The 19,778-nt window shown below is 66.5% G+C and carries 16 protein-coding genes; 5 read left to right on the forward strand and 11 right to left on the reverse strand.

The features are described 5' to 3' along the window. Window positions 1-301 precede the first annotated feature (301 nt). Window positions 302-568 (reverse strand): DUF3297 family protein, encoded by a 267-nt coding sequence (locus tag GGR61_RS08810; protein WP_184409721.1) that lies wholly within the window; start codon window positions 566-568, stop codon window positions 302-304. Window positions 569-733: 165 nt separating this feature from the next. On the opposite strand from GGR61_RS08810, the gene GGR61_RS08815 reads away from it, so the two are divergent. Then, complete coding sequence (locus GGR61_RS08815) at window positions 734-1,270, forward strand: hypothetical protein (RefSeq protein WP_184409722.1); 537 nt, start codon at window positions 734-736, stop codon at window positions 1,268-1,270. A gap of 417 nt (window positions 1,271-1,687) precedes the next feature. Here the strand turns inward: GGR61_RS08815 and GGR61_RS08820 are convergent, their stop codons facing one another. The 3 genes from GGR61_RS08820 to GGR61_RS08830 form a co-directional block, all read right to left on the reverse strand. Further along, window positions 1,688-3,802 carry a protease pro-enzyme activation domain-containing protein gene (locus GGR61_RS08820; protein ID WP_184621172.1) on the reverse strand — a complete coding sequence of 705 codons (2,115 nt, stop codon included), beginning with the start codon at window positions 3,800-3,802 and terminating at the stop codon, window positions 1,688-1,690. Window positions 3,803-3,899: 97 nt separating this feature from the next. Beyond that, window positions 3,900-5,807, reverse strand: a complete 1,908-nt coding sequence (locus GGR61_RS08825; RefSeq protein ID WP_184621173.1) for a S8 family peptidase — start codon at window positions 5,805-5,807, stop codon at window positions 3,900-3,902. A gap of 47 nt (window positions 5,808-5,854) precedes the next feature. Further along, window positions 5,855-8,866 (reverse strand): adhesin, encoded by a 3,012-nt coding sequence (locus tag GGR61_RS08830; protein ID WP_184621174.1) that lies wholly within the window; start codon window positions 8,864-8,866, stop codon window positions 5,855-5,857. A gap of 205 nt (window positions 8,867-9,071) precedes the next feature. Between GGR61_RS08830 and GGR61_RS08835 the strand changes: the two genes are divergently transcribed. Next, window positions 9,072-10,451: an ATP-binding protein gene (locus tag GGR61_RS08835; RefSeq protein WP_184621175.1), complete on the forward strand. Its 1,380-nt coding sequence runs from the start codon at window positions 9,072-9,074 to the stop codon at window positions 10,449-10,451. Here GGR61_RS08835 and GGR61_RS08840 read toward each other — a convergent pair. The 6 genes from GGR61_RS08840 to msrB form a co-directional block, all read right to left on the reverse strand. Continuing rightward, window positions 10,433-11,122, reverse strand: a complete 690-nt coding sequence (locus GGR61_RS08840; protein ID WP_184409192.1) for a response regulator transcription factor — start codon at window positions 11,120-11,122, stop codon at window positions 10,433-10,435. The two genes, GGR61_RS08835 and GGR61_RS08840, sit on opposite strands and share 19 nt — an antisense overlap. 214 nt (window positions 11,123-11,336) lie before the next feature. Then, complete coding sequence (locus GGR61_RS08845; RefSeq protein ID WP_184409184.1) at window positions 11,337-11,621, reverse strand: DUF4031 domain-containing protein; 285 nt, start codon at window positions 11,619-11,621, stop codon at window positions 11,337-11,339. Between the two features lie 9 nt (window positions 11,622-11,630). Beyond that, window positions 11,631-12,296, reverse strand: a complete 666-nt coding sequence (locus tag GGR61_RS08850) for a hypothetical protein (RefSeq protein WP_260287320.1) — start codon at window positions 12,294-12,296, stop codon at window positions 11,631-11,633. Window positions 12,297-12,370: 74 nt separating this feature from the next. Next, window positions 12,371-13,546, reverse strand: a complete 1,176-nt coding sequence (gene motB / locus GGR61_RS08855) for a flagellar motor protein MotB (protein ID WP_184621177.1) — start codon at window positions 13,544-13,546, stop codon at window positions 12,371-12,373. A gap of 10 nt (window positions 13,547-13,556) precedes the next feature. Further along, a complete protein-coding gene (gene motA / locus GGR61_RS08860) occupies window positions 13,557-14,411 on the reverse strand; it encodes a flagellar motor stator protein MotA (protein ID WP_184409181.1) in 855 nt (284 codons plus the stop codon). A gap of 506 nt (window positions 14,412-14,917) precedes the next feature. Next, the gene (gene msrB / locus GGR61_RS08865) at window positions 14,918-15,382 is read right to left on the reverse strand and encodes a peptide-methionine (R)-S-oxide reductase MsrB (protein ID WP_184409180.1); all 465 of its coding nucleotides are present in this window, start codon (window positions 15,380-15,382) and stop codon (window positions 14,918-14,920) included. A gap of 576 nt (window positions 15,383-15,958) precedes the next feature. Between msrB and GGR61_RS08870 the strand changes: the two genes are divergently transcribed. Beyond that, on the forward strand, window positions 15,959-16,369 hold the full coding sequence (locus GGR61_RS08870; RefSeq protein WP_184409179.1) for a hypothetical protein: 411 nt from the start codon (window positions 15,959-15,961) through the stop codon (window positions 16,367-16,369). Window positions 16,370-16,615: 246 nt separating this feature from the next. On the opposite strand, the gene GGR61_RS08875 is transcribed toward GGR61_RS08870, so the two are convergent. After that, a complete protein-coding gene (locus tag GGR61_RS08875; RefSeq protein WP_005992148.1) occupies window positions 16,616-17,095 on the reverse strand; it encodes an Lrp/AsnC ligand binding domain-containing protein in 480 nt (159 codons plus the stop codon). Window positions 17,096-17,221: 126 nt separating this feature from the next. On the opposite strand from GGR61_RS08875, the gene GGR61_RS08880 reads away from it, so the two are divergent. Next, window positions 17,222-18,532, forward strand: a complete 1,311-nt coding sequence (locus GGR61_RS08880) for a D-amino acid dehydrogenase (protein WP_326520626.1) — start codon at window positions 17,222-17,224, stop codon at window positions 18,530-18,532. Next, window positions 18,532-19,641 carry an alanine racemase gene (alr, locus tag GGR61_RS08885; RefSeq protein WP_184621179.1) on the forward strand — a complete coding sequence of 370 codons (1,110 nt, stop codon included), beginning with the start codon at window positions 18,532-18,534 and terminating at the stop codon, window positions 19,639-19,641. The genes GGR61_RS08880 and alr overlap by 1 nt, the downstream gene beginning before the upstream one ends. Window positions 19,642-19,778: the final 137 nt, after the last annotated feature.

Consider the following 19,778-nt stretch of genomic DNA (forward strand, 5'->3'; position numbering starts at 1 on the left):
ACGTACTTGCGGCGTGTCCCGCGATGGTGGGCGGGCAAGGGCCCTGCAGCCAAGTCGCAGAGCAGCTGCTAATGCGGCGTCATCGCTGCTACACGAACGTACTTGCGGCGTGTCCCGCGATGGTGGGCGGGCAAGGGCCCTGCAGCCAAGTCGCAGAGCAGCTGCTAATGCGGCGTCATCGCTGCTACACGAAGGTACTTGCGGCGTGTCCTGCGATGGTGGGCGGGTAAAGGACCTGCAGCCAAGTCGCCGCTCAGCAGCTCTGCAATAGAACGACGTGAAGTAGGTTTGTCAGCCGCGCTTACTCGGCAGCAGGCTTCGCGTCGGTCTTGGTGTCCAGGAAGTAGGCCACCACCTCACCCTTGATCTTCATCGTCATCGGGTTGCCGCGACGGTCGCGGGCCTTGCCGACCTGCACCTTGATCCAGCCTTCGCTGACCGAGTACTCCTCCACGTTGTCGCGTTCGACACCGTTGAAGCGCACGCCGATGCCGCGGTTGAGTGCATCGGCATCGTGGAACGGGCTGCGTGCATCGATGGCCAGATGATCGGGAGGGGTATCGCTCATGGGAAAGGCGTCATGGCGGCCGGGATGGCCGTCTTCGGCCGCACAGGATACGGGCCTGCGCCGTGAAGACCAGCCCCCGGCGACGCAGTTGCGTGCGTCAAGCGGTTTGCTTGCGCGCCATCAGGCCTCACACTTCCGCCTTGCAATCCTGGACGTGAGACCGTGATGCCCGACAACAGCGCCGACTACGATGAGCCCGATGACCTGAGCGCCGACAACGACGACGATCCGGACACCCAGCAGGGGCTGGTCTGGAACCTGTTGCTGCTGATCAATCCGGGCGACGAAGAAACCGCGCTGCGCCAGTTCGATGCCTATCGCGAGAGCGCCGGCGAGACCGACGGCGATGCGTGGTTATGGGCGCTGAAGGATGCGATCGACTGGAGCTCGGGATTCTATGTGGATGGCAGCGACAGCGAAACGCTGATCAGTGCGATCGACGAATTGTCCGCGCGTTGGAACTTGCGGATCGACTGGGGCGGTGACATCGACGATGACGATTTCCTAGCCGCCAACGATACCGCCGCGCTGCTGACGGTGGCCTACGACCGCCTGCGCGAATACGGCTACACCCTGTGGTGCTGGGATACCGGCAGCGATGACCGTGCCGGCTGGATGGCGCTGAGCCGCAACGATGAGGACATGCAGCGGCTGGCAGCGATCCTGGGCGCGGATCTGCGCCCGGGCAGCGATCCGTTCTAAGAGCAGCTAAAAAAACCTGGCGAGCGAGCGCCTGTCAGTGAGTGCAATGATTTTGTCTGTCGTATCTTGGTGGATGCAGTCAGAAATCCAGGTCAAACACTGAGTGGGTCGAATGCGCGGTGCCCTCACCAGAGACTCCGCTGGTTGCTGTGTTTAAACCCATGCATGCCGACCATCTCGACTGGTCCTTGCCCGCCCAGCGTCGCGGGACCTTACGCGGCATGGATGCCGCGTAAGCGCTTACATGGACGTCCTTGCAGCGTGTCCCGCGACGCTGGGCGGGCAAGGGCCCTGCAGCCAGGCCGCAGATCAGCCGGCCTGCAGTAGGCTGACACGAAGTCGTTTTGTTAGCCGCTCTAAGTCACTTGGGTACGACTGCCGCCCGGGCCATGGCCAGGGCGGCGTTTGCTGCGTCCGTCAGCTCTTGGCGGTCTTCACGATCGCCGGCGAGCCCACGGTTGCTCCACCCTTGTTCAAGGCGACCACGTACATCGTGTAGAACGTGTTCGGCTTGAGTCCGCCGAGCGTGTAGCGCGTGCCGCGCGACACCGCATAGGAGGTGTACGCACCGGTGGCGTTGTCCTGGGCGACGATCGCATAGCCGGTTGCCGTGTTGGTGGTGGTCCATTGCACCGTGCTGGTCGTGGCCGTCGTGCTGGCGTGCACGCCGCGCGCTTGGTTCGGTGGGGGCGTGCTGCCGTCATGAACCTCCAGCAGGGAATCGAGCAGCAGCGAGGACGGCAGCATCGAGCCCAGGCCGGTGACATTGTCGTAGCCCTGGCCGGCATTGAAGCCCGCCACGCCGTCGAACAGGTTGGCATTGCCATTGCTGCCATCGAGCACGTCGTTGGTGTCCAAGGACACCGTGCCCTGGAGATCCTCATAGAGGAACGGATTGGCGAAGCCGATCCGGCCCAGTCCGACGGCCTGGTGCGCCTGATCGGCGATGGACATGAAGCTGGCCCAGATCGGCGCCGAGACGCTGGTGCCGCCCACGTTGATCCAGCCGCCGTCCAACTCCGAATAGACCGCCACCGGTGTGGTGGGGCTGGCGACGGCGGCCACGTCAGGCACATTGCGGCGCGCAGACGAGCCCTGGTTCGCTGCAGCGATGGACACCGGCTTGCCATCGGTGCCGGTGATCAGCTGATAGTCCGGCAGTGGCCAGTAGCTGCTGATGCCGCCACCGGTGGCCCCGTAGCCCGCGCCAAGCAGGTTCCATGCCTCTTCGCTGCCGTAGCCGCCAGTGCGCCCGGTAAACAACGTCGTGCCGCCGACCGAGGTCACCAGCGGCTGGCTACCGGGATCTTCGACATGCAGGCCGCTGCCGCTGCGCCCATACGCGCCCTGATCGCCCGAACTGACATACACCCCCTGGCCTTGCGCCACCATCTGCGTCAGCACCTGGCCTTCTGCGGCCAGCGCAGCGTCGCCCATGAATTCCTCGTCGATCCCATAGGAGATGCTGACCGTCTGCGCGGTGTTGTCGTCGGCCATGGCACCTAGCGAGGCCAGCAGCGCGACCGGGAACGGATCGTCGCCTTCCTCGTAGACCTGGATCTGGCGCAACTGCGGGTTCACGGCGATCGCCATGTCGATGTCCAGCGCCGCCTCACCGGCCACGCCGGAACTGTTGACTGCACCGGCGTAGCCGTTGACGTTGCGTACCTTCACCGGCACGTTCGGCAAGCCAAACTGTTTGACGTAGGCGGCGATGTCGCTGGACAGGAAGCCGCCTTGCTCGAACAGCGCCAGCGTTTCCAGTTTGCCTGGGGCTAGCTGCTCGGGAATGGCATAGGCACGGCGCAAGTCTTGCGGGCTCAGGCCGCCGTTGGGGCCGTGGCCGGTGGCCTGGGTCGCGTCCGGCCGGCCGCGGCGGGCACCCTCTTCGGCAATCGCGGCGCGTGCCGCCGGATTGGTGGGTGCGTGGATAGCCAGGGGTGCGAAGCGGACGGCGTCGTGCAGCCCGACGATGCCGCCGACATGGCCGGCCAGTGCGCTGGGCAATTGCGGTTGGCGATCGGCCGAAAAGAACGTCTTGCCGTCGCTGCGTTGGTAGCGATTGAACGTCACGCCAAGATGCTGTGCGAACGTGGCCGCCGGTGCCTTCAAGGTAATCAGCGAGCCCGCGCCGCCGACACTGCTGACCTGGATGCCATGCGCCTGCGCAAAAGCCTTGATCGCGGCGACGTCGTCCTCGCGCGCACCGAAGCGGGCGGTGAATTCCGCCGGTGTCAGATAGTGGCCATAGAGCGCATCGCCTGGATGCGAAACGTGCATTGCATAGTCGTAGGCGCCTGCGCCGTCCTTCAACGGGAGGGTCATCACCAGGCTGATCGCGGTGCTGGGTGCCAGCGCACCGAGTTTGCGCGCGCTGCGCAGCTGCGCAGGCACGTGGGCCAGCGGGGCGGCCGTCTGAAGCGCAGCCGGCGCGGCCGATGGCGCGGCAATCGCCGGTGCGGCGACGCCGGCAAGAACGGCGAGGGCGGCCAGATGCAACGGCACGCGATGAAATCCAGAACATTTCTGCATAGCGAAATCCTCGGTTGCGGATGAGAACAACGTTGCCGAACGGCAGGCATGGCGCGATCTGCTCCATGCCCGCCGTGCTGGAGCGATGCCGGCTAGATCACTGCCGGGCCATCAAGGACACATTGCTGAAACCAGCGTCTCCGCCGACCAGCTTGATGAAGTAGGTGCCGGCCTGTGGCGACGGCAGGCGCACGGTCTGTGCATTGCCGGCACGGACCGAACGCAGGTCGTAGCTGCTGGTGGTGGGCTCGGCGCCGAACTTCACGTACAGGGCGACATTGCCGCCGCCGCCGTAGGAGAGCACGTTCAACGGCGTCCCCGCGGTGGCGGTGAAGCTATACAGACGCTCCTCGTCGACGCCGGCAGTTTGCGCGGTGAGCGGCGTGCGGTTGCTCAGTGCGGTGGTCACCGGCTTGCAGCTGCTGCCGCTGCAACTGGTGCGGATATAGTCCATCGCTGCCGTCGCATCGACGATGCCGCTGCCAATCGGGGTCGCTGCCGGCGGTGGCACCGGAAACGTGCGCGCGGTCTGCTTCAAGACCGCCTGCAGTTGCGATGGACTCAGCGGTGTCTTGCCAGCGCTCGCCAACGCGCTTTGCACCAATGCAGCCACGGCCGCGACGTGCGGCGTGGCCATCGAGGTTCCGGCATAGCCGCGATAGTTGTACTCGCCCGACGTCGGCGTGGTCTTGCCGCTATAAGCGGTCGACAGTACCAGTCCGTCCCAACCGCCGTTGCCCGTGTCCTCCTTCTCGCCACCACCTGGTCCCGCCACGTCGACGACTGATCCGAAGTTGGAGTAGTACGCAATGCCCCCTGTGATGCGGGTTGCACCCACGGTGATCACGTTGCTGCAGCTGGCCGGGGTGGATTGCGACGCATCGAGGGAATCATTGCCGGCGGCCACCACGACCGTGGTGCCGTTGGCGACGGCCGTATTGATCGCTTGCTGCGTGTTGCTGTCGCAACTGCCGGGGCCCCCCAGGCTCAGGCTGATCACTTCGGCCGGATGGGTATTGTTCGGCACGCCATCGACGTGTCCGCCCGACGCCCATACGATTGCATCGGCAATATCCGAGGTCATGCCGCCGCATTGCCCGAGCACGCGGATCGGCAGGATCTGGGCGTCGTGTGCGGCGCCAACGCCGCCAATGCCGTTGTTGGTCAGTTCGCCGATCGTGCCGGCCGTGTGGGTGCCGTGCCAGGAACTATCGCGCGCACTTTGCGCACAGGGGTTGCCGTCGGCTATCCAATCGCCATAGTCGAGCGCGCCGGGCACCCGATCGTCGGTGGCGCGACGGGACACGATGGCATTGGTGATGAAGTCGTAGCCCTGCAGGACGTGGTCGTTGTTTTTCAGATCCGGATGGTCCGGCAGGATGCCGGTATCGATCACGGCCACCACCACGCCGCTGCCGGTGGAGGTCTCCCAGGCCTTGGGCGCGCGGATTCCGCCCGTGCTGTCCTGCATATGCCATTGATACTGGGTGTAGAGCTTGTCGTTGGGCACTGCCGGATCGGTGGCCTGCGCCGTTGCACGCGCCTGTGCCGGCAGTGCGGCCGACCCGACCCGGTCGAGTACCGGCTGCATCATCCGATCGAATTGCGCGTATTCGACGGCCGGATCGGCACGCAGTGCGGTCAGTAGCTTGGTCTGCTCGGCAGCAGTCAGGTGGCCGGTCAGGCGCATCACGCTGGCGCCGGTGCCGGTGGTGCGCAGGACGCGCGCGGCCATCGGCGCGCTACGGGCGGCATTACTGCTGAGAGGCAGCACGTTGGCGCGGCGTGCGGCCGACGACAGGATGGACTCGCGCAGCGCGTTGGAGCCGATGGTCGGTTTGTACTTGACGATGAGGCGGCCGGCCGCGGGGGAGCCGGCAGGCGCCGGGCTGTCGACCAGGCCACGTTGTTCCAGCAGATCGTTGGCTGCATGCAGCTGGAAGGGGGCGGTGGCGAGGAGGGCGCTCAGCAACAGCGTCCGGAGCGGCGGAGGGGCAGTGTTCATGGGCGGAATTCCAAGGAGAAAGGGGATGGCGGTGCGTGCGGACAGGCTCACAAGTCCACACCGAAGCCCAGGCCGGCGGAGGAGTCGCTGCCGCTGAAGGCGCCACCCAGGCTGAAGGAGCCGCGCTCGCCGATCTTGCGGGCATAGCCGATCGACAGCGCACGCTCGCTGCTCTGGAAGCCTGCGCCGACGGAGATGCGTCCACGTTCGCTCTGCGTGCCGGCCGCATTGCTGGCCATGTTGAGCATCGCCGCGCTCATCGCGCCGAGGCGGTCGATGCGGCGATCCATGTTCTGGAAGCGGCGCATGCTGTCGTCGTGCAGCTGGCTGAAACTGTCGCTTAGGGCCGAGACGCGGCTGTCGGTATAACTATTGGCCGAACTCAACGTACGTGCGTCGCCCGAAGAGACCTGGGCGACGTTGGCCGCGTCGGTATCGGAACGACCGGCGGCTACGTTGATGATCTGCCGCTCGGCGCCGGCGCTACCCACCGAGACCGTGTTGGAGCGGTCGGCGACCGAACCTTGGCCCAATGCGACGGCGCCTTGCGCGGTGGCACGCGCGCCCTGCCCAATTGCCGTGGCTGACGCCGCGCTGACCTGTGCGCCCTCGCCCATCGCCACCGCATTGGTCGCCACTGCAGCAATCTGCGTGTTGGCGCCGACTGCGGTGCTGCCATCGGCATTGACGCGCGCATTGCTGCCGATCGCGGTGTCGTTGGGGCCGTGCGCGTAGGCGTTGCCGCCGATCGCCGTGCCGGTGGCATCGTTGGCCACCGCCGCGGTGCCCATCGCCGTGGACGTGGCGGCCACCGTGCTGGTGCTGGCGACCGCCGGCGTCGGAGTGCCTTGCAGCTCGCTATCGCTACCCTCGGCTGTCGCAACCGCGGAGGTTGCAGGCGCCAGTACTGCCGACACGCCGGCACTGCGCAACGCGGCCGTCCGCAACAGCGGCGTGCCACCCATGCGCCCACCCAGCTCGCTGACCTTGCTGTCCAGCGCGGTCAGTGCGGCACCGACATTGTTGTAGCTGGCACCCTGGATCACGTAGCTCGGCGCAACGAATACGCCCTGTGCGCCGATGGCTGCGCCACCGCCCAGGAAACTGGCGGCATTGCTCAGCGACTGGAACAACTGTCCGCCGTTGATCGCCTCGCTGCTGCCGTCGGCGATCGCGCCGGCGCCTAGATTGACGATGCGCCGCGTCGCCGGACCACCGCGACCGTTGCCGCTGCCCACCGAGACCGTATTGGCCTCGTAGGTACGCGACCCCGAGCCCAGCGCCACCGAATCGGCTCCGCTGGCACCGGCATTGGCACCCAAGGCCACGCCGTTGACGCCGCTCTGGCGCACGAAGCTGTTGTAGCCCAGCGACAGCGCGTTCTCGCCGGTGGCATTGGTCTGCCGCCCCATCGCCGTGCTGTTTACGCCGCTGGCGCTGCTGTCCACGCCCAGTGCGCTGGCGCCGGCGGCGCTGGCACGACTGCCTGCCGCCACCGCCACGCTGCGCGCTCCGCTGGCCGAAGCGCCGGCACCGGCCGCCGTGCTGCGCTCGCCGATCGCGCTGGCAGTGCCCTCGCCGGTGGCCTGCAACATGCCGCTGGTGGACTGCACATCTGCCGCCAATGCATCGAGCTGGCCCTTGTTGACCGCATCGGTGGCTTCGGTGCCGGCCGCTACGCTGGTGATCTGCCGTGTCAGCCCGGATGCCACATCGCCCACCGCCACGCTGTAGCTGCGGGTTGCGTGCGAGAAGGCGCCCAGCGCCACCGCGCTGACCGGAGCGCGGTTCCAGGCATCGTCCACCCAGTTGCCGACCTTGGCGCCATAGCCGATCGAGGTGGCATCGACGCCGTCTGTGCGGGTGGCCGCACCCAGCGCGGTGCTGTTGGGGTTGTACCAGGAGCTGACGGCGCCCGAGCCCAGGACCACGCTGTTGGCGGTCAAGGCCCAGCTGTTGTGACCCACGGCGATCCCGTCCTGGTCCGATGCCAAGGCATACGCGCCCAACGAGACCGTGTTGGGGGCGAACGAACCGGCGCTGTGGCCGATCGCCACGGAATCGGTGTTGCCCGGCAGATTGGGGAACACGTTGGAGTTGTAGCCGATGGCGATTGCGTAATCGGATTGCGTCACTGCACCCGCACCCAGCGCGACGCTACCGACACCGGTGGCCGCGGTGAGGCTGCTGCTGTTGCCTGCCGACGCCGCGGCAGTGCTGACGCCGCCGATGGCCACGCTGTCGATCCCGCTGGCCAGGGCGGTGTTGCCGATCGCTACGCTACTGGTGCCGGTGGCGCGGGCGAAGTAGCCGTTGGCAGTCGACAGATAGCCCGAGGCAACCGCCAAGCCGCCGACCGCAGTTGCTCCGTCTTCGAACGCGCGGGCGCGGTAGCCCAGCGCCGTGCTTTGCACATTGCGTGCTTCGCTGCCGCTCCCCACTGCAGTAGACAGCGCCGCGGTGGCCTTGGCGCCGCCACCCAGCGCCACCGCGCCGAACCCGCTGGCCTCGGTGGAATCCTGGTGACTGCCGATGATCTCGCCGGCATCGTTGTAGTCGAATACCTGGGTGGTGCCGCCGATGGCGACGGCCGATTCGCCGCTCGCTGACGCTGCGTAGCCGGTGGCGATGGCGTTCTTGGCCGTCACCGTGGCACCGGAACCCAGTGCAATGCCGCCTTCGCCGAGCGCATTACTGGCCTCGCCGATGGCCACCGCATAAGGCTCGCCGGCGAACGCGCCGACGTCTTCGGACGGGTCGCTGCCACCGACGATCTGCAGATGCTTGCCGATATCGTCGGCCGCGTCTGGTGGCGCCGTGGCGTCGTCCTGGGCCGTGTTGTCGGCGGTGCTTGCCTGGCTGGTCGGGCTTGCGGCCCCTGGCGCCGGGGTGGCGGCGTGTGCAGCAGAGAGACCACCCGCCACTACCAGAACCGTGACGATGGCGCGCGTGAGCGACCGCCGCGGTGGTGGTGCGATGCAGGCAGTGCTACCAACGGGGCGGAAAGCGGCGAGGCGGGCGCGGTGCTGGCCCGGTACATGGTCAGGCAGAAGGCTCATCGGTGTCCCCAGGACGTGGTGGGCGGAGCAACTGGCGCAGACCAAACTCCAAGGCATCCCCCTGTCGATGCGGAGTTCTGTCGGCGTGCGCGAAGTGCGTCAAAAATTTGTCACGCCACCTGGGGGCTGTCACCAAACGACGATTGCATCCACTCACCACGGATGTGAGCATCCGAAGTTGTCGAGGTTGCCTATTGCCAGTTCTGTGAAATTCATCTCCGTTTTTTTGCGCTGTTTGCAGTCACCGACGTCTGCCAGTGCCAGCGATCAGCGGCATGCGGCGTTCCTGCAAGTGCTGCTGGCGGCGATCGTGCTCTATACCGCCGGCGACATCGGCCTGTTTTTCTACGTGGCTGGCGCGGCGCGCTTGCTGAGCCACACGGACCTGTTGTTTGCCCTGGTGGGTAGCGTGCTCACCGCGGCAGGCGCGGCGATGGGCGTGTGGCGAGTGCGGCGCGGCGACAATGCAGGAGCGGTGCGGACCTACGTGGCCGCGACGTTGATCGGCGTGTTGGTCACCTATGTGCGGGTGGACATTTACGACCTGCTGACCAACCCCATGCCCTTGCTGGCGCTGGTGCTCGCCGGCATGGTGCTGGGGAGTCGCGCACTCTGGCGGGTGTTCCTGTTGCTGGCGGCCGCTGCGTTGCTGGGCATGCTCGCACAGGTGATCTGGCCGGTGCCCTGGCGCTCGGTGCGCGGCAACATCGGCTTAGGCCTGGTGACCGTCGGCGCCTATCTGCTGATCACCCTGATCCTGGATCGCACCATCGCCGCATTGCGCGACAGCTTGCTTGAATCAGAGCAACGCCGATGCGAACTGGAGCAGCTCAATCGCCGTCTGCTGCAGGAAATGGCCGAGCGCGAACGCGTGCAGGAGCAGCTGATCCACACCCAGAAAATGGAGGCGCTCGGGCGTCTGGCGGCTGGGGTCGCGCACGATTTCGATAATCTGATCAACGTGATCATCGGCTATGCGCAACGGCGCGATGCGCTGGAGGGCTACGGCGAAGCGCCACTGCTCAAGACGCTGGAAAACATCGAGACCGCCTCGCGACGTGCGTTGACTGTCAGCCGACGCATCCTCAACTTCGGCCGCGCCGAACCCGGCCTGCCGACCCTGTTCGATGCCCGCGTCGCACTGCGCGATGCCGAACCCACATTGCGCCAGTTATTCGGGCACGAGATCCGGCTGGAGTGCCTCGCGGCCGGGCCGTCGCTGTGGGTACTGATGGATCGCGATGATCTCGAATTGGTGTTGCTCAACATCGCCGCCAACGCACGCGATGCAATGGAAGGGAAGGGCGTGTTCCGCATCGAGGGAGAGTTGCGCGAGGCCACGGTGTGCTTGCGCTTCTGCGATACCGGTCCGGGCATTGCACCGCATCTGCTGGCGCGCATCCTCGAGCCGTTCTACACCACCAAGCCGGTCGGCAAGGGCACCGGGCTGGGCTTGTCGGTGGTGCAAGGCATCATCGCTGCGGCCGGTGGCCAGGTGACGGCGAGCAATGGGCCGCAAGGCGGGGCGTGTCTGTGCCTGCAATTGCCGCTGGCGGCAGCGCCGGCTCAGTCGGCCAGCAGGTAGCCCATGCCGCGCGAGGACAGCAGCGGCAGTGCCGGTGTCTGATCGCTGGCGATGCGTGCGGCCTTGCGCCGCAGACGATGGATCAGCATTTCCAGCCGGTGCAAGTCGAAGTCGCCGGCGGTGGCTTCCAATGCCGATACCAAGGTCTCGCGCTCGATCGCCTGGCCACGCTGCGCATCCAGGCAGCGCATCAGGCAGCGCTCCAACGCGGTCAGCACCATGACCGTGCCGTCCGGCGCCAACAGGCACCAGCCGTCTGATTGCAGTCGCCAGGCTTGCCTGGGCGCGGTGACGCTGATGTTGGCCGTGCGCAGACGCTGTGCCAGGTTGCGCAAGGTCAGTGCGAGGATTTCCGGATCGGCCGGTTTGCGCAGGAAGGCGTCGGCACCGCCGTGCAAGGCGCGGACGTGGTCGTTGCGACCGCGATTGCCGGTCAGCACGACGATGCCAAGCCCGGCGAACAACGAGCGCAGGTGCGTCACCACACTCAGTCCGCTTTCGTCGGGAAGGCCGAGATCGAGCACCACCAGATCGAAGGCCTGTTGCAGCATCAGCCGATACAGTTCGCCAGCGGTCCCGGCGCCGCTGACGCGAAAGCCGAACTCGCGCAACCCAGGGATGAGGATATCCTCGCGCAACAGCGCGTCGTCCTCCAGAACGGCGACGGACAACAGAGAGACAGCATCGGTGGAGAAAGCACGGATGGACAAGACACCTCTCCCAAGCCACGTGCAATGGTGACGGGCCGACGGTGTCGTACAACACCACACACGCGCGCGGCACGCAATGTATGTCTTTCATTGCGACGCGAGAGTTTGATTGGCGGGCCGGCAGTTCGGCCGACGCGGGTGACGGGATGCCGCCTGTCAGCGTCGCAGGCGCCGCTTATGCGTGCTCGCCGCGCGCTTGCGCTCGCGCATTGGCGATCAACGCCTTGAGCAAGGCGCGGTCGGTATGGCGGGAAATGGCGATGGCACCGAGCGCGATCGCTTCGGCGCGTAGCGGGGCTGGCACGTCGTAGTGCGCGCCGCTGAGTTTGTTCTGAAAGGCGCGGCGGGGAATGCCCAACCGCGCCGCCATGGCATGCAGCTCCTCCAGCGTATCGCCGAGCAGGTGCGCCCAGCGCTGATCGCGCCATAGGTGCACCGCATCGTCGACGTAGACGGCCACCGAGAAGCCTTAGGCCTTTTTGCTCTTCTTTTTCTTGCTGCCGTCGGTGCTGTCGTCGGTATCGTCGGGCGCGCTGTCGGCGGCGGCAGTGTCTGTCTCTGCATCGGCGTCGGAAGTGGCTTCAGCAGTGACCGGGGCGTCGTTCGCATCGGCGCTGGCGTCGGTCGCGTCGTCTTCGTCGCCCTCGGCATCGTCACCGGCGTCGCTGTTCTCGAACTCGGACACCAGCGTGGTCAGGTATTCCTCGGCGGTCTTGCCGTCTTCGGCGGCCAGGTCGTCGATCATCTGCTGCAGCTGGGTGGAGTATTCCAGCGAGATGGTCTTGCCTTCCTTCTCCTGCAGATTGGCCAGGTGTTTGAGCATGGCCAGCATCGGCACCGGGTTGTCGGCGCTGCCCATGGTCTGGCCGCCGATCGACAGCATCCACTCGCTGCCACCCTGCAGACCGATCGCAGCGACCACGCGGCCGTCTGCATCCTGCAGCACGGCGTGGTTGGTGACCTGGGGCGCCTGGCCCAGACGGACGATCGGACGCTTGGGTTGGGTCTTCTTGCGCTTGTCGCGCTTGGCCTTGGAATTGCGGGACACGGTGTTCTCGACGCTGGGAATGGCCGGCCATTCTAGGCGCTTGCGCGCGCAACGGCTTGCTGGATGCCGCCAGTGCCGGCTTGGCATTGCGGCCAACGCAGCAGCGGCGGCTTCCGCCGAGGTGCGCTGGCGCGCCCACAGTAGCGACGCTTCCCGCTGACTTAAGGCGTCTCGGACGCTGCGCTGACCCTCGTGCGCGGCCCGCTCAACGCCGCTTCGGCGGCCCTGGCCAGCGCGGTGGCCGATGCCACCTGCGTGGCGCTGGACATACGCCCAGCGGCCTGGGTGGTGGCGGAACCGGGCGCCACAGCGGGCTTGGCCGGGCCGGCCGGTGCGCCGGCGGCACCGGCGCTCGCACCCGCAGCGGGCAATGCAGCCGGCGGTCCCACCGCTGCCGTGCCGGTGGCGCTCAAATCCGGCACCTGAGTATCGGCATCGTGGGTGGCTTTACCCAACGCCACGCCCTGGCCGGCGCCGGCCAGCGCGGTCTGCTCGGCATCCTGGGTCATCACCACGATGCTGATGCGACGGTTGATCGGATTCTGCGGGTTGGTCTTGTCGAACAGCACCGAGGACGACAAGCCCACCACGCGGGTGACCTTGGCATCGGCCATGCCACCAGCCACCAGCGCACGGCGCGCGGCGTTGGCACGGTCGGCGCTGAGTTCCCAGTTGGTGTAGCCGGCATCGCTGCTGTAGGCGGTGATGTCGGTGTGCCCGGTAATGCTGATGTGGTTGGGAACCTGATTGATGAAGCTGGACAGCTCGTGCAGGATCGCCACCGTGTAAGGCTTGAGCTGGTCGCGGCCGATGTCGAACATCGGGCGGTTCTGCTTGTCCACGATCTGGATACGCAGCCCGTCCGGTGTGAGGTCGAGCAGCAGCTGGTCCTTGAATGGTTCCAGCGCCTGGCTCTTGTCGATGGCCTCCTTGAGGTCCTGCATCAGCGTTTCCAGGCGTTTCTTGTCCTTGGCACGGCTGTCTTCGCTGGAGTCGGCCGCGTTGTCGCGCTTGCGGCCCATTTCGTCCTTCTGCCCCTTGGCCAGGTCGGCGGTACCGCCGAGCTTGATCATCGAGGTGCTGGCGCCGCCGGGCCCGTTCATGCCGGGCGAGGGAGCCGTCGATTTGCCCGACAACGGGCTGGGATTGCGGAAGTATTCCGAAATCGCCGCGCGCTGTTCCTTGGTGGTGGCCGCCATCAGCCACAGCACCAGGAAGAAGGCCATCATCGCCGTCACGAAGTCGGCAAAGGCCACTTTCCAGGCGCCGCCGTGGTGGCCACCGCCCTGCACCTTCTTGACCCGTCGGATGACGACGGTGGATTTGCCCTCGGCCATGACTGCGGGCCTACTTGATCGTCTTCAGGTGCGTTTCGAAATTCGCAAAGCTCGGACGCACGTTGGACGGCAGCGTCTTGCGCGCGAATTCCAGCGCAATCTTCGGGTTGTAGCCGCGCAGGCAGGCCAGCAGCGCGGTCTTGACCGCTTCGTACATGCGCCCGTCCTGTTCGGCGCGCGCTTCCATCGCGGCGGCCAGCGGCGCGACGAAGCCATAGGCCAGCAAGATGCCCAGGAAGGTACCGACCAGGGCGGCGCCGACGTGATGGCCGATCTCTTCGATCGGCCCGCCGATCGAGCCCATGGTGATCACGATGCCGAGCACGGCCGCCACGATGCCGAAGCCGGGCAACCCATCGGACACCTTGCTCAAGGCATGCGAGGGTGCCAATGCTTCGTGGTGATGTTTTTCCAGTTCCAGTTCGAGCAGCGGCTCCAGCTCGTGCGGCTCGATGTTGCTGCCGATCATCAGGCGCAGGCAGTCGGTGATGAAGTCCAGCAGGTGATGGTCGGAGACCACCTTGGGGTAGTTGCCGAAGATGGTGCTGTCCTGCGGTTTTTCGACGTGGTCTTCCAACGCCATGAAGCCGTCGCGGCGCGCCTTGTTCAGCAGCTCGTAGATCAGGCTCAGCGTGTCCTTGTAGTCGTCGGACTTGTACTGCGGGCCCTTGAACACGCCCAGGATGCTGCTGAAGGTCTCTTTGACGATCTTGCCCGGGGTGCTGACCAGAAACGCACCAAACGCCGCGCCACCAATGATCATCAGCTCGTACGGCTGCCACAACGCGCCCAGCTTTCCATGCGACAGCACATAGCCGCCGAGGACGCTGACGATGACGACGATGAAGCCGATGATGATGAGCATGACGCAACCAAAAGCAAACAGAGTTGCTGTTGTTTCGGCTTGCGTGGCGGATTCTTGAAGCGGGTTGCGTGAAGGTGTGCGCTTTAACTGAACGATGGGGAGCAGCGGGCGCGGCCTTTACGCAGCGAAGTTGCTGTCCTGCCGCGGGCTGGGCAATGCGGGCTCGGTGTTTCAAGCCTGAACGCATCGGCTGGGCGGTACAGGACGATGGCGCAATCGATCAACGGTCGTTGCAATGGTGTTGGTGCGTGAGCGCATGATCGACTTGCTGACCATGAGCGTGCCGACGCATCGCCGCGCAGGAAAAAGCCGATGAGGCAGGCGATGGAGGTGATGCTTGGGCAACCGCACTCTACTGTGGCGTCTGGAGATTGGGCTGTACAGCGTTGCCGTAGCGGATCAATCGCTGCAGCGGATCGGTGCAGCGGCACTGCGCCTCGTACGCCAGCGCAAGCGATCAGGCGGCGGTGTGCGATCCGGAAGCGCTCCCGGATCGCATGCCGCGCTCACGCTGGTTGCGCTTCGGCGCCCTCGCGCTGCAACGGGTTGGGCAGCGCCTGGCCGTTTTCGGTAAAGCCCAGCGAGACCGAGTTGAGGCAATGCCGCTCGCCGGTGGGCGGCGGACCGTCCGGGAACACGTGGCCGAGGTGGCTGTCGCAGCGCGCGCAGACGATCTCGGTGCGGATCATGCCGTAGCTGATATCGCGGATTTCGCGCACGTGGGCCGGGTCGTAGGGTGCGAAGAAGCTCGGCCAGCCGGTGCCGGATTCGAACTTGGCGCTGGAGCGGAACAACGGCAGCCCGCACAGACGACAGGTGTAGACGCCGTCGAGCTTGTTGTCCAGAAACACCCCGCAGAACGGCGCCTCGGTGCCGTGGTGGAGCAGCACGCGCTGTTCCTCGTCGCTGAGCCCGGCGATCAGGGCATCGCGCTGGGCGGGGGAGGGAGGGGTCAGATCGAACTGGCTCATGGGGTTCTCGCCTGCACGCGCTGACGGTGTGCCGGCGCCTTGCCTTGGTGATGTGGGCGTGGGTCGGCTGGTTCAACCGGGTGGGTGGAGGTTGGTGCGCCCTCATCCGGCGCTGCGCGCCACCTTCTCCCGCTTGCGGGAGAAGGAACCGCACTGCTTGCTCCCATCTCCCATCTCCCATCTCCATTGCGCAGTGAGCAGTGCGCGTTCCTTCCCCCGCTTGCGGGAGACGTCATGCCGCTGCTTTGTTCCTGCCCGCAGCAGGTGTTGCGCCTGTCGCTTCGCGTCCCTTCTCCCGCTTGCGGGGGAAGGTGCCCGGAGGGCGGATGGGGGCCGCATGCGAACCCAACCTCTCATCCCTTCGTCCTGATACGCGCCAGCGCTCTGCCAGGAACCTGCCTCCCCTGCTGGCAGACACGGCAGTGCCCAGCCTCGGCGGAATCCAGCACCGGCCTCACCAAGGCAGCAGCGCCGCAACGCAATGCCGAAGCGTTCAGGCCTGCCAGCCACTCTGTATTGCCGCAACCCTTGGGCGCCCCCATTGATGGAGGACTTCCAACCCACGCGGTGCCCGTCATGGCGATTCATTCCTCAACGCGTGCGCTACTGCTGTGCGCGCTACTGGCAGTCTCTGGCGTGGCTGCGGCGCAGTCGGCGACCAGCACGCGTTCGTCCACGACCTTGCAGCCGGTAGCCACACCGCCGCCGACGCAGTCGACGTTGAATGCGTCCAGGCCGACGCAACCGGTGCCGTCCCAGCTCGGCCAGCGCCCGGTGGCGCCGACGATTCCGACCCGCGGGCCGGCGCAGACCCCGGTCGCGCCGGCTGGCAGTCAGGTCAAGTCCGCCACCCCGATGGTCTACGACCGCAATGGCCGGCTCTTGCACGGCATGCAGCCGGCCGGCGCCAACCGGGTTCTGGATACCAAGACCGGGCGCTACTACGACGCCGTCCCGGCGGGCGATGGCATGCGCGTGGTGCGCTGATATCGGGGATTGGCGCTGGGAACCCGCGTTGTTGCTGGCGGCCGCCTCGCCAGCAGCGGCGATGTCGCCACCAGGCGCACCGCCCCCATGCAACCCCGCCGCCTTCAGCAAGCGGGGCGCTCCGTCTCCAGTGCGGTCCCGGCCCCCGACATCGGTGAATGCAGCTCAGCAGCGGCCAGATCGACCTTCATCCATCCGCGCTCCAGGCTTTCTCCAATCGCCTGACGCGCATCCCACTCCCGAATCTCAGCCCTCGATCGGCAGCGCCAACGTCTCCTTGACCTCTTCCATCACGATGTAGCTCTTGGACTCGCGCACATGCGGCAAGGTCAACAAGGTGCTGCCGAGCAGCTTGCGGTACGAGGCCATCTCGCTGATGCGCGCCTTGAGCAGGTAGTCGAAATCGCCCGAGACCAGATGGCATTCCAGGACGTTGGGTAGCTTGAGCGCGGCGCGGCGGAATTCTTCGAAGATGTCGCCCGATTTGTAGGCCAGGCTGATCTCCACGAACACCAGCAGGCTGGCCTTGAGGTAGTGCGGGTCCAGCCGCGCGTAGTAGCCGGTGATGGCGCCATCGCGCTCGAGCCGGCGTACGCGCTCGGTGCACGGAGTGGTCGACAGGCCGACGCGTTCGCCCAGTTCGGTGAACGAAATACGCCCTTCCTGCTGCAGGATGCGCAGGATCTTGCGGTCGATCTTGTCCAACTCGCGGGCGCGGGTGGCCATGGGGTTTGTCTCCACAAGCTTTGACAGGAAGTTTCACTGCAAAGACGGGTCGATTCCGGAAATCGCACTGCCTGGCTCGCAATATACTGCGTCTAACTGTCTCCCTCAGCGCGTGGTTGTGGGGGAATACCCTTTCAGGAGAGCGACATGCGCGTGCTCATTCTCGGTAGTGGCGTCATCGGCACCACCACCGCCTGGTATCTGGCCAAGGCCGGCTGCGAGGTCACCGTGGTGGACCGTCAACCGGCGTCGGCGCTGGAGACCAGCTATGCCAACGCTGGCCAGTTGTCGTTCGGTTACACCTCGCCATGGGCCGCGCCCGGCGTGCCCGGCAAGGCGGTGAAGTGGCTGTTCGAGCAGCACGCGCCGCTGTCGATCCGGCCCACCCGCGATCTGCGCCAGCTGGCCTGGCTCAGCCAGATGCTGCGCAACTGCACCGCCGAGCGCTATGCGGTGAACAAGGCGCGCATGGTGCGCATGTCCGACTACAGCCGCGATTGTCTGAACGCGTTGCGCGCCAGCACCGGCATCGAGTTCGAAGGCCGCCAACTCGGCACCACCCAGTTGTTCCGCACCCAGCAGCAACTGGATGCCGCCGCGCAGGACATCGAAGTACTGGCCCAGTACGGCGTGCCCTACGAGTTGCTGACCCCGGCGCAGATCGCCCAGTTCGAACCGGGCCTGGCCGGCGGCGGCGCGCAGATGGCCGGTGCCTTGCGCCTGCCCGAAGACCAGACCGGCGACTGCCGGCTGTTCACCCAGCGCCTGGCCGAACTGGCCACGCAGGTGGGTGTGGAGTTCCGCTACGGGCAGCAGATCGAGCATCTGCAGCACGAGGGCGGCCGCGTCACCGGTGTGCAGATCGATGGCCGCATCGAAACCGCCGACCGCTACGTGCTGGCGCTGGGCAGCTATTCGGCCGACCTGCTGCTCTCGCTCGGCCTGCATCTGCCGGTGTATCCGCTCAAGGGCTACTCGCTGACCATCCCGATCGTGGATGCGCAGCGCGCACCGACCTCCACGGTGCTGGACGAGAGCTACAAGATTGCGCTCACCCGTTTCGACCAACGCATCCGCGTCGGCGGCATGGCCGAGGTGGCCGGCTTCGATCTGTCGTTGAATCCGCGTCGCCGCGCCACGCTGGAAATGGTGGTCAACGATCTGTTCCCCGGCGCCGGCGATCTGGCCCAGGCCGAGTTCTGGACAGGTCTGCGCCCGGCCACCCCGGACGGCACGCCGGTGGTCGGCGCGACACCCTATGCCAACCTGTTCCTCAATACCGGTCACGGCACCCTGGGCTGGACCATGGCCTGCGGCTCGGGTCGCTATCTGGCCGATCTGATGCAGGGCCGTACGCCCGACATCGATAGCGAAGGCCTGGACATCTTCCGTTACCTGTCGCCACGCAGCGCCCGCGCGCAGCAGGAGGTCGCGTAGTGCGTCCTGCGCAAGCGGTGATCGATCTGGATGCATTGCGTCACAACTACCGCCTGGCCAAGCGCCTGGGCGGCAGCAAGGCCTTGGCGGTGGTCAAGGCCGACGCCTACGGCCACGGCGCGGTGCGCTGCGCGCAGGCGCTGGACGGCGAGGCCGACGGCTTTGCGGTGGCCTGCATCGAAGAGGCGCTGGAGCTGCGCCAGGCGGGCATCCGCGCGCCGATCCTGTTGCTGGAAGGGTTCTTCGAGCACGACGAGCTGCGCCTGATCGCCGAGCACGATCTGTGGACGGTGGTGGCCACGCCGCAGCAGGTGCGTGCGCTGGCCGAGTTCCAGAGCCCGCGTCCGTTGCGGGTGTGGTTGAAGCTGGACAGCGGCATGCACCGGCTGGGCCTGTCGCCGGAGGATTTCCGTGCGGCGTGGCTGCGTCTGCGCGGCCTGCCGCAGATCGCCTCGCTGGTGTTGATGACGCATCTGGCGCGTGCCGACGAGCTGGAGTGCAGCCGCACCGACGAACAGGCGGTCGCCTTCGCGCTGACTGCCGGCGGCATGCGTGCGGAAACCAGCTTGCGCAATTCGCCCGGCCTGCTCGGCTGGCCGGCGCTGCGCAACGATTGGTCGCGCCCGGGCCTGATGCTCTACGGCGCAAACCCGTTTCCGCTGGAGACCGAGACCACTGCGCAGCTGCGTCCGGTGATGACGCTGCGCTCGCGCATCATTTCCGTGCGCGAACTGCCGGCCGGCGAGCCGGTGGGGTACGGCGCCCGCTTCGTCGCCCAGCGGCCCACGCGTGTGGGCGTGGTGGCGATGGGGTATGCCGACGGCTACCCGCAGTTCGCGCCCAACGGCACGCCGGTGCTGGTGGAGGGGCAGATCTGCCCGCTGATCGGCCGCGTATCGATGGACATGCTCACTGTCGATCTCACCGATCAGCCACAGTCCGGGATCGGCGCCAGCGTGCAGTTGTGGGGCGCGTCGCCGCAGGTGAGCCCGCTGGCGATGCAGTGCAATGTCAGCGCGTATCAACTGCTGTGTGGGCTCAAGCGTGTGCCGAGAGCGTATGTGGGCGGCTCCGCAGGCGCCGTAGTGGGCGAGGGCGTGACGCCATAAGCCATCGTCCATTCTCCGTCGAGAGACAGGTGTTGCCCCGATTGCCTTCTCCCGCAAGCGGGAGAAGGTGGCGCGCAGCGCCGGATGAGGGCGCGCATGCGCGAAGCCTCGTGCCGCCGGGACGATAGGCGGGCGTT

This window comes from Xanthomonas sp. 3058 (assembly GCF_014199765.1).
Classification (GTDB): domain Bacteria; phylum Pseudomonadota; class Gammaproteobacteria; order Xanthomonadales; family Xanthomonadaceae; genus Xanthomonas; species Xanthomonas campestris_B.

Excerpts from the sequence above, each read along its gene's own strand:
- GGR61_RS08810 (WP_184409721.1), bottom strand. The coding sequence starts at position 568 with ATGAGCGATACCCCTCCCGATCATCTGGCCATCGATGCACGCAGCCCG.
- GGR61_RS08815 (WP_184409722.1), top strand. The coding sequence starts at position 734 with ATGCCCGACAACAGCGCCGACTACGATGAGCCCGATGACCTGAGCGCC.
- GGR61_RS08820 (WP_184621172.1), bottom strand. The coding sequence starts at position 3,802 with ATGCAGAAATGTTCTGGATTTCATCGCGTGCCGTTGCATCTGGCCGCC.
- GGR61_RS08825 (WP_184621173.1), bottom strand. The coding sequence starts at position 5,807 with ATGAACACTGCCCCTCCGCCGCTCCGGACGCTGTTGCTGAGCGCCCTC.
- GGR61_RS08830 (WP_184621174.1), bottom strand. The coding sequence starts at position 8,866 with ATGAGCCTTCTGCCTGACCATGTACCGGGCCAGCACCGCGCCCGCCTC.
- GGR61_RS08850 (WP_260287320.1), bottom strand. The coding sequence starts at position 12,296 with ATGCCAAGCCGGCACTGGCGGCATCCAGCAAGCCGTTGCGCGCGCAAG.
- motB (WP_184621177.1), bottom strand. The coding sequence starts at position 13,546 with ATGGCCGAGGGCAAATCCACCGTCGTCATCCGACGGGTCAAGAAGGTG.
- motA (WP_184409181.1), bottom strand. The coding sequence starts at position 14,411 with ATGCTCATCATCATCGGCTTCATCGTCGTCATCGTCAGCGTCCTCGGC.
- msrB (WP_184409180.1), bottom strand. The coding sequence starts at position 15,382 with ATGAGCCAGTTCGATCTGACCCCTCCCTCCCCCGCCCAGCGCGATGCC.
- GGR61_RS08870 (WP_184409179.1), top strand. The coding sequence starts at position 15,959 with ATGGCGATTCATTCCTCAACGCGTGCGCTACTGCTGTGCGCGCTACTG.
- GGR61_RS08875 (WP_005992148.1), bottom strand. The coding sequence starts at position 17,095 with ATGGCCACCCGCGCCCGCGAGTTGGACAAGATCGACCGCAAGATCCTG.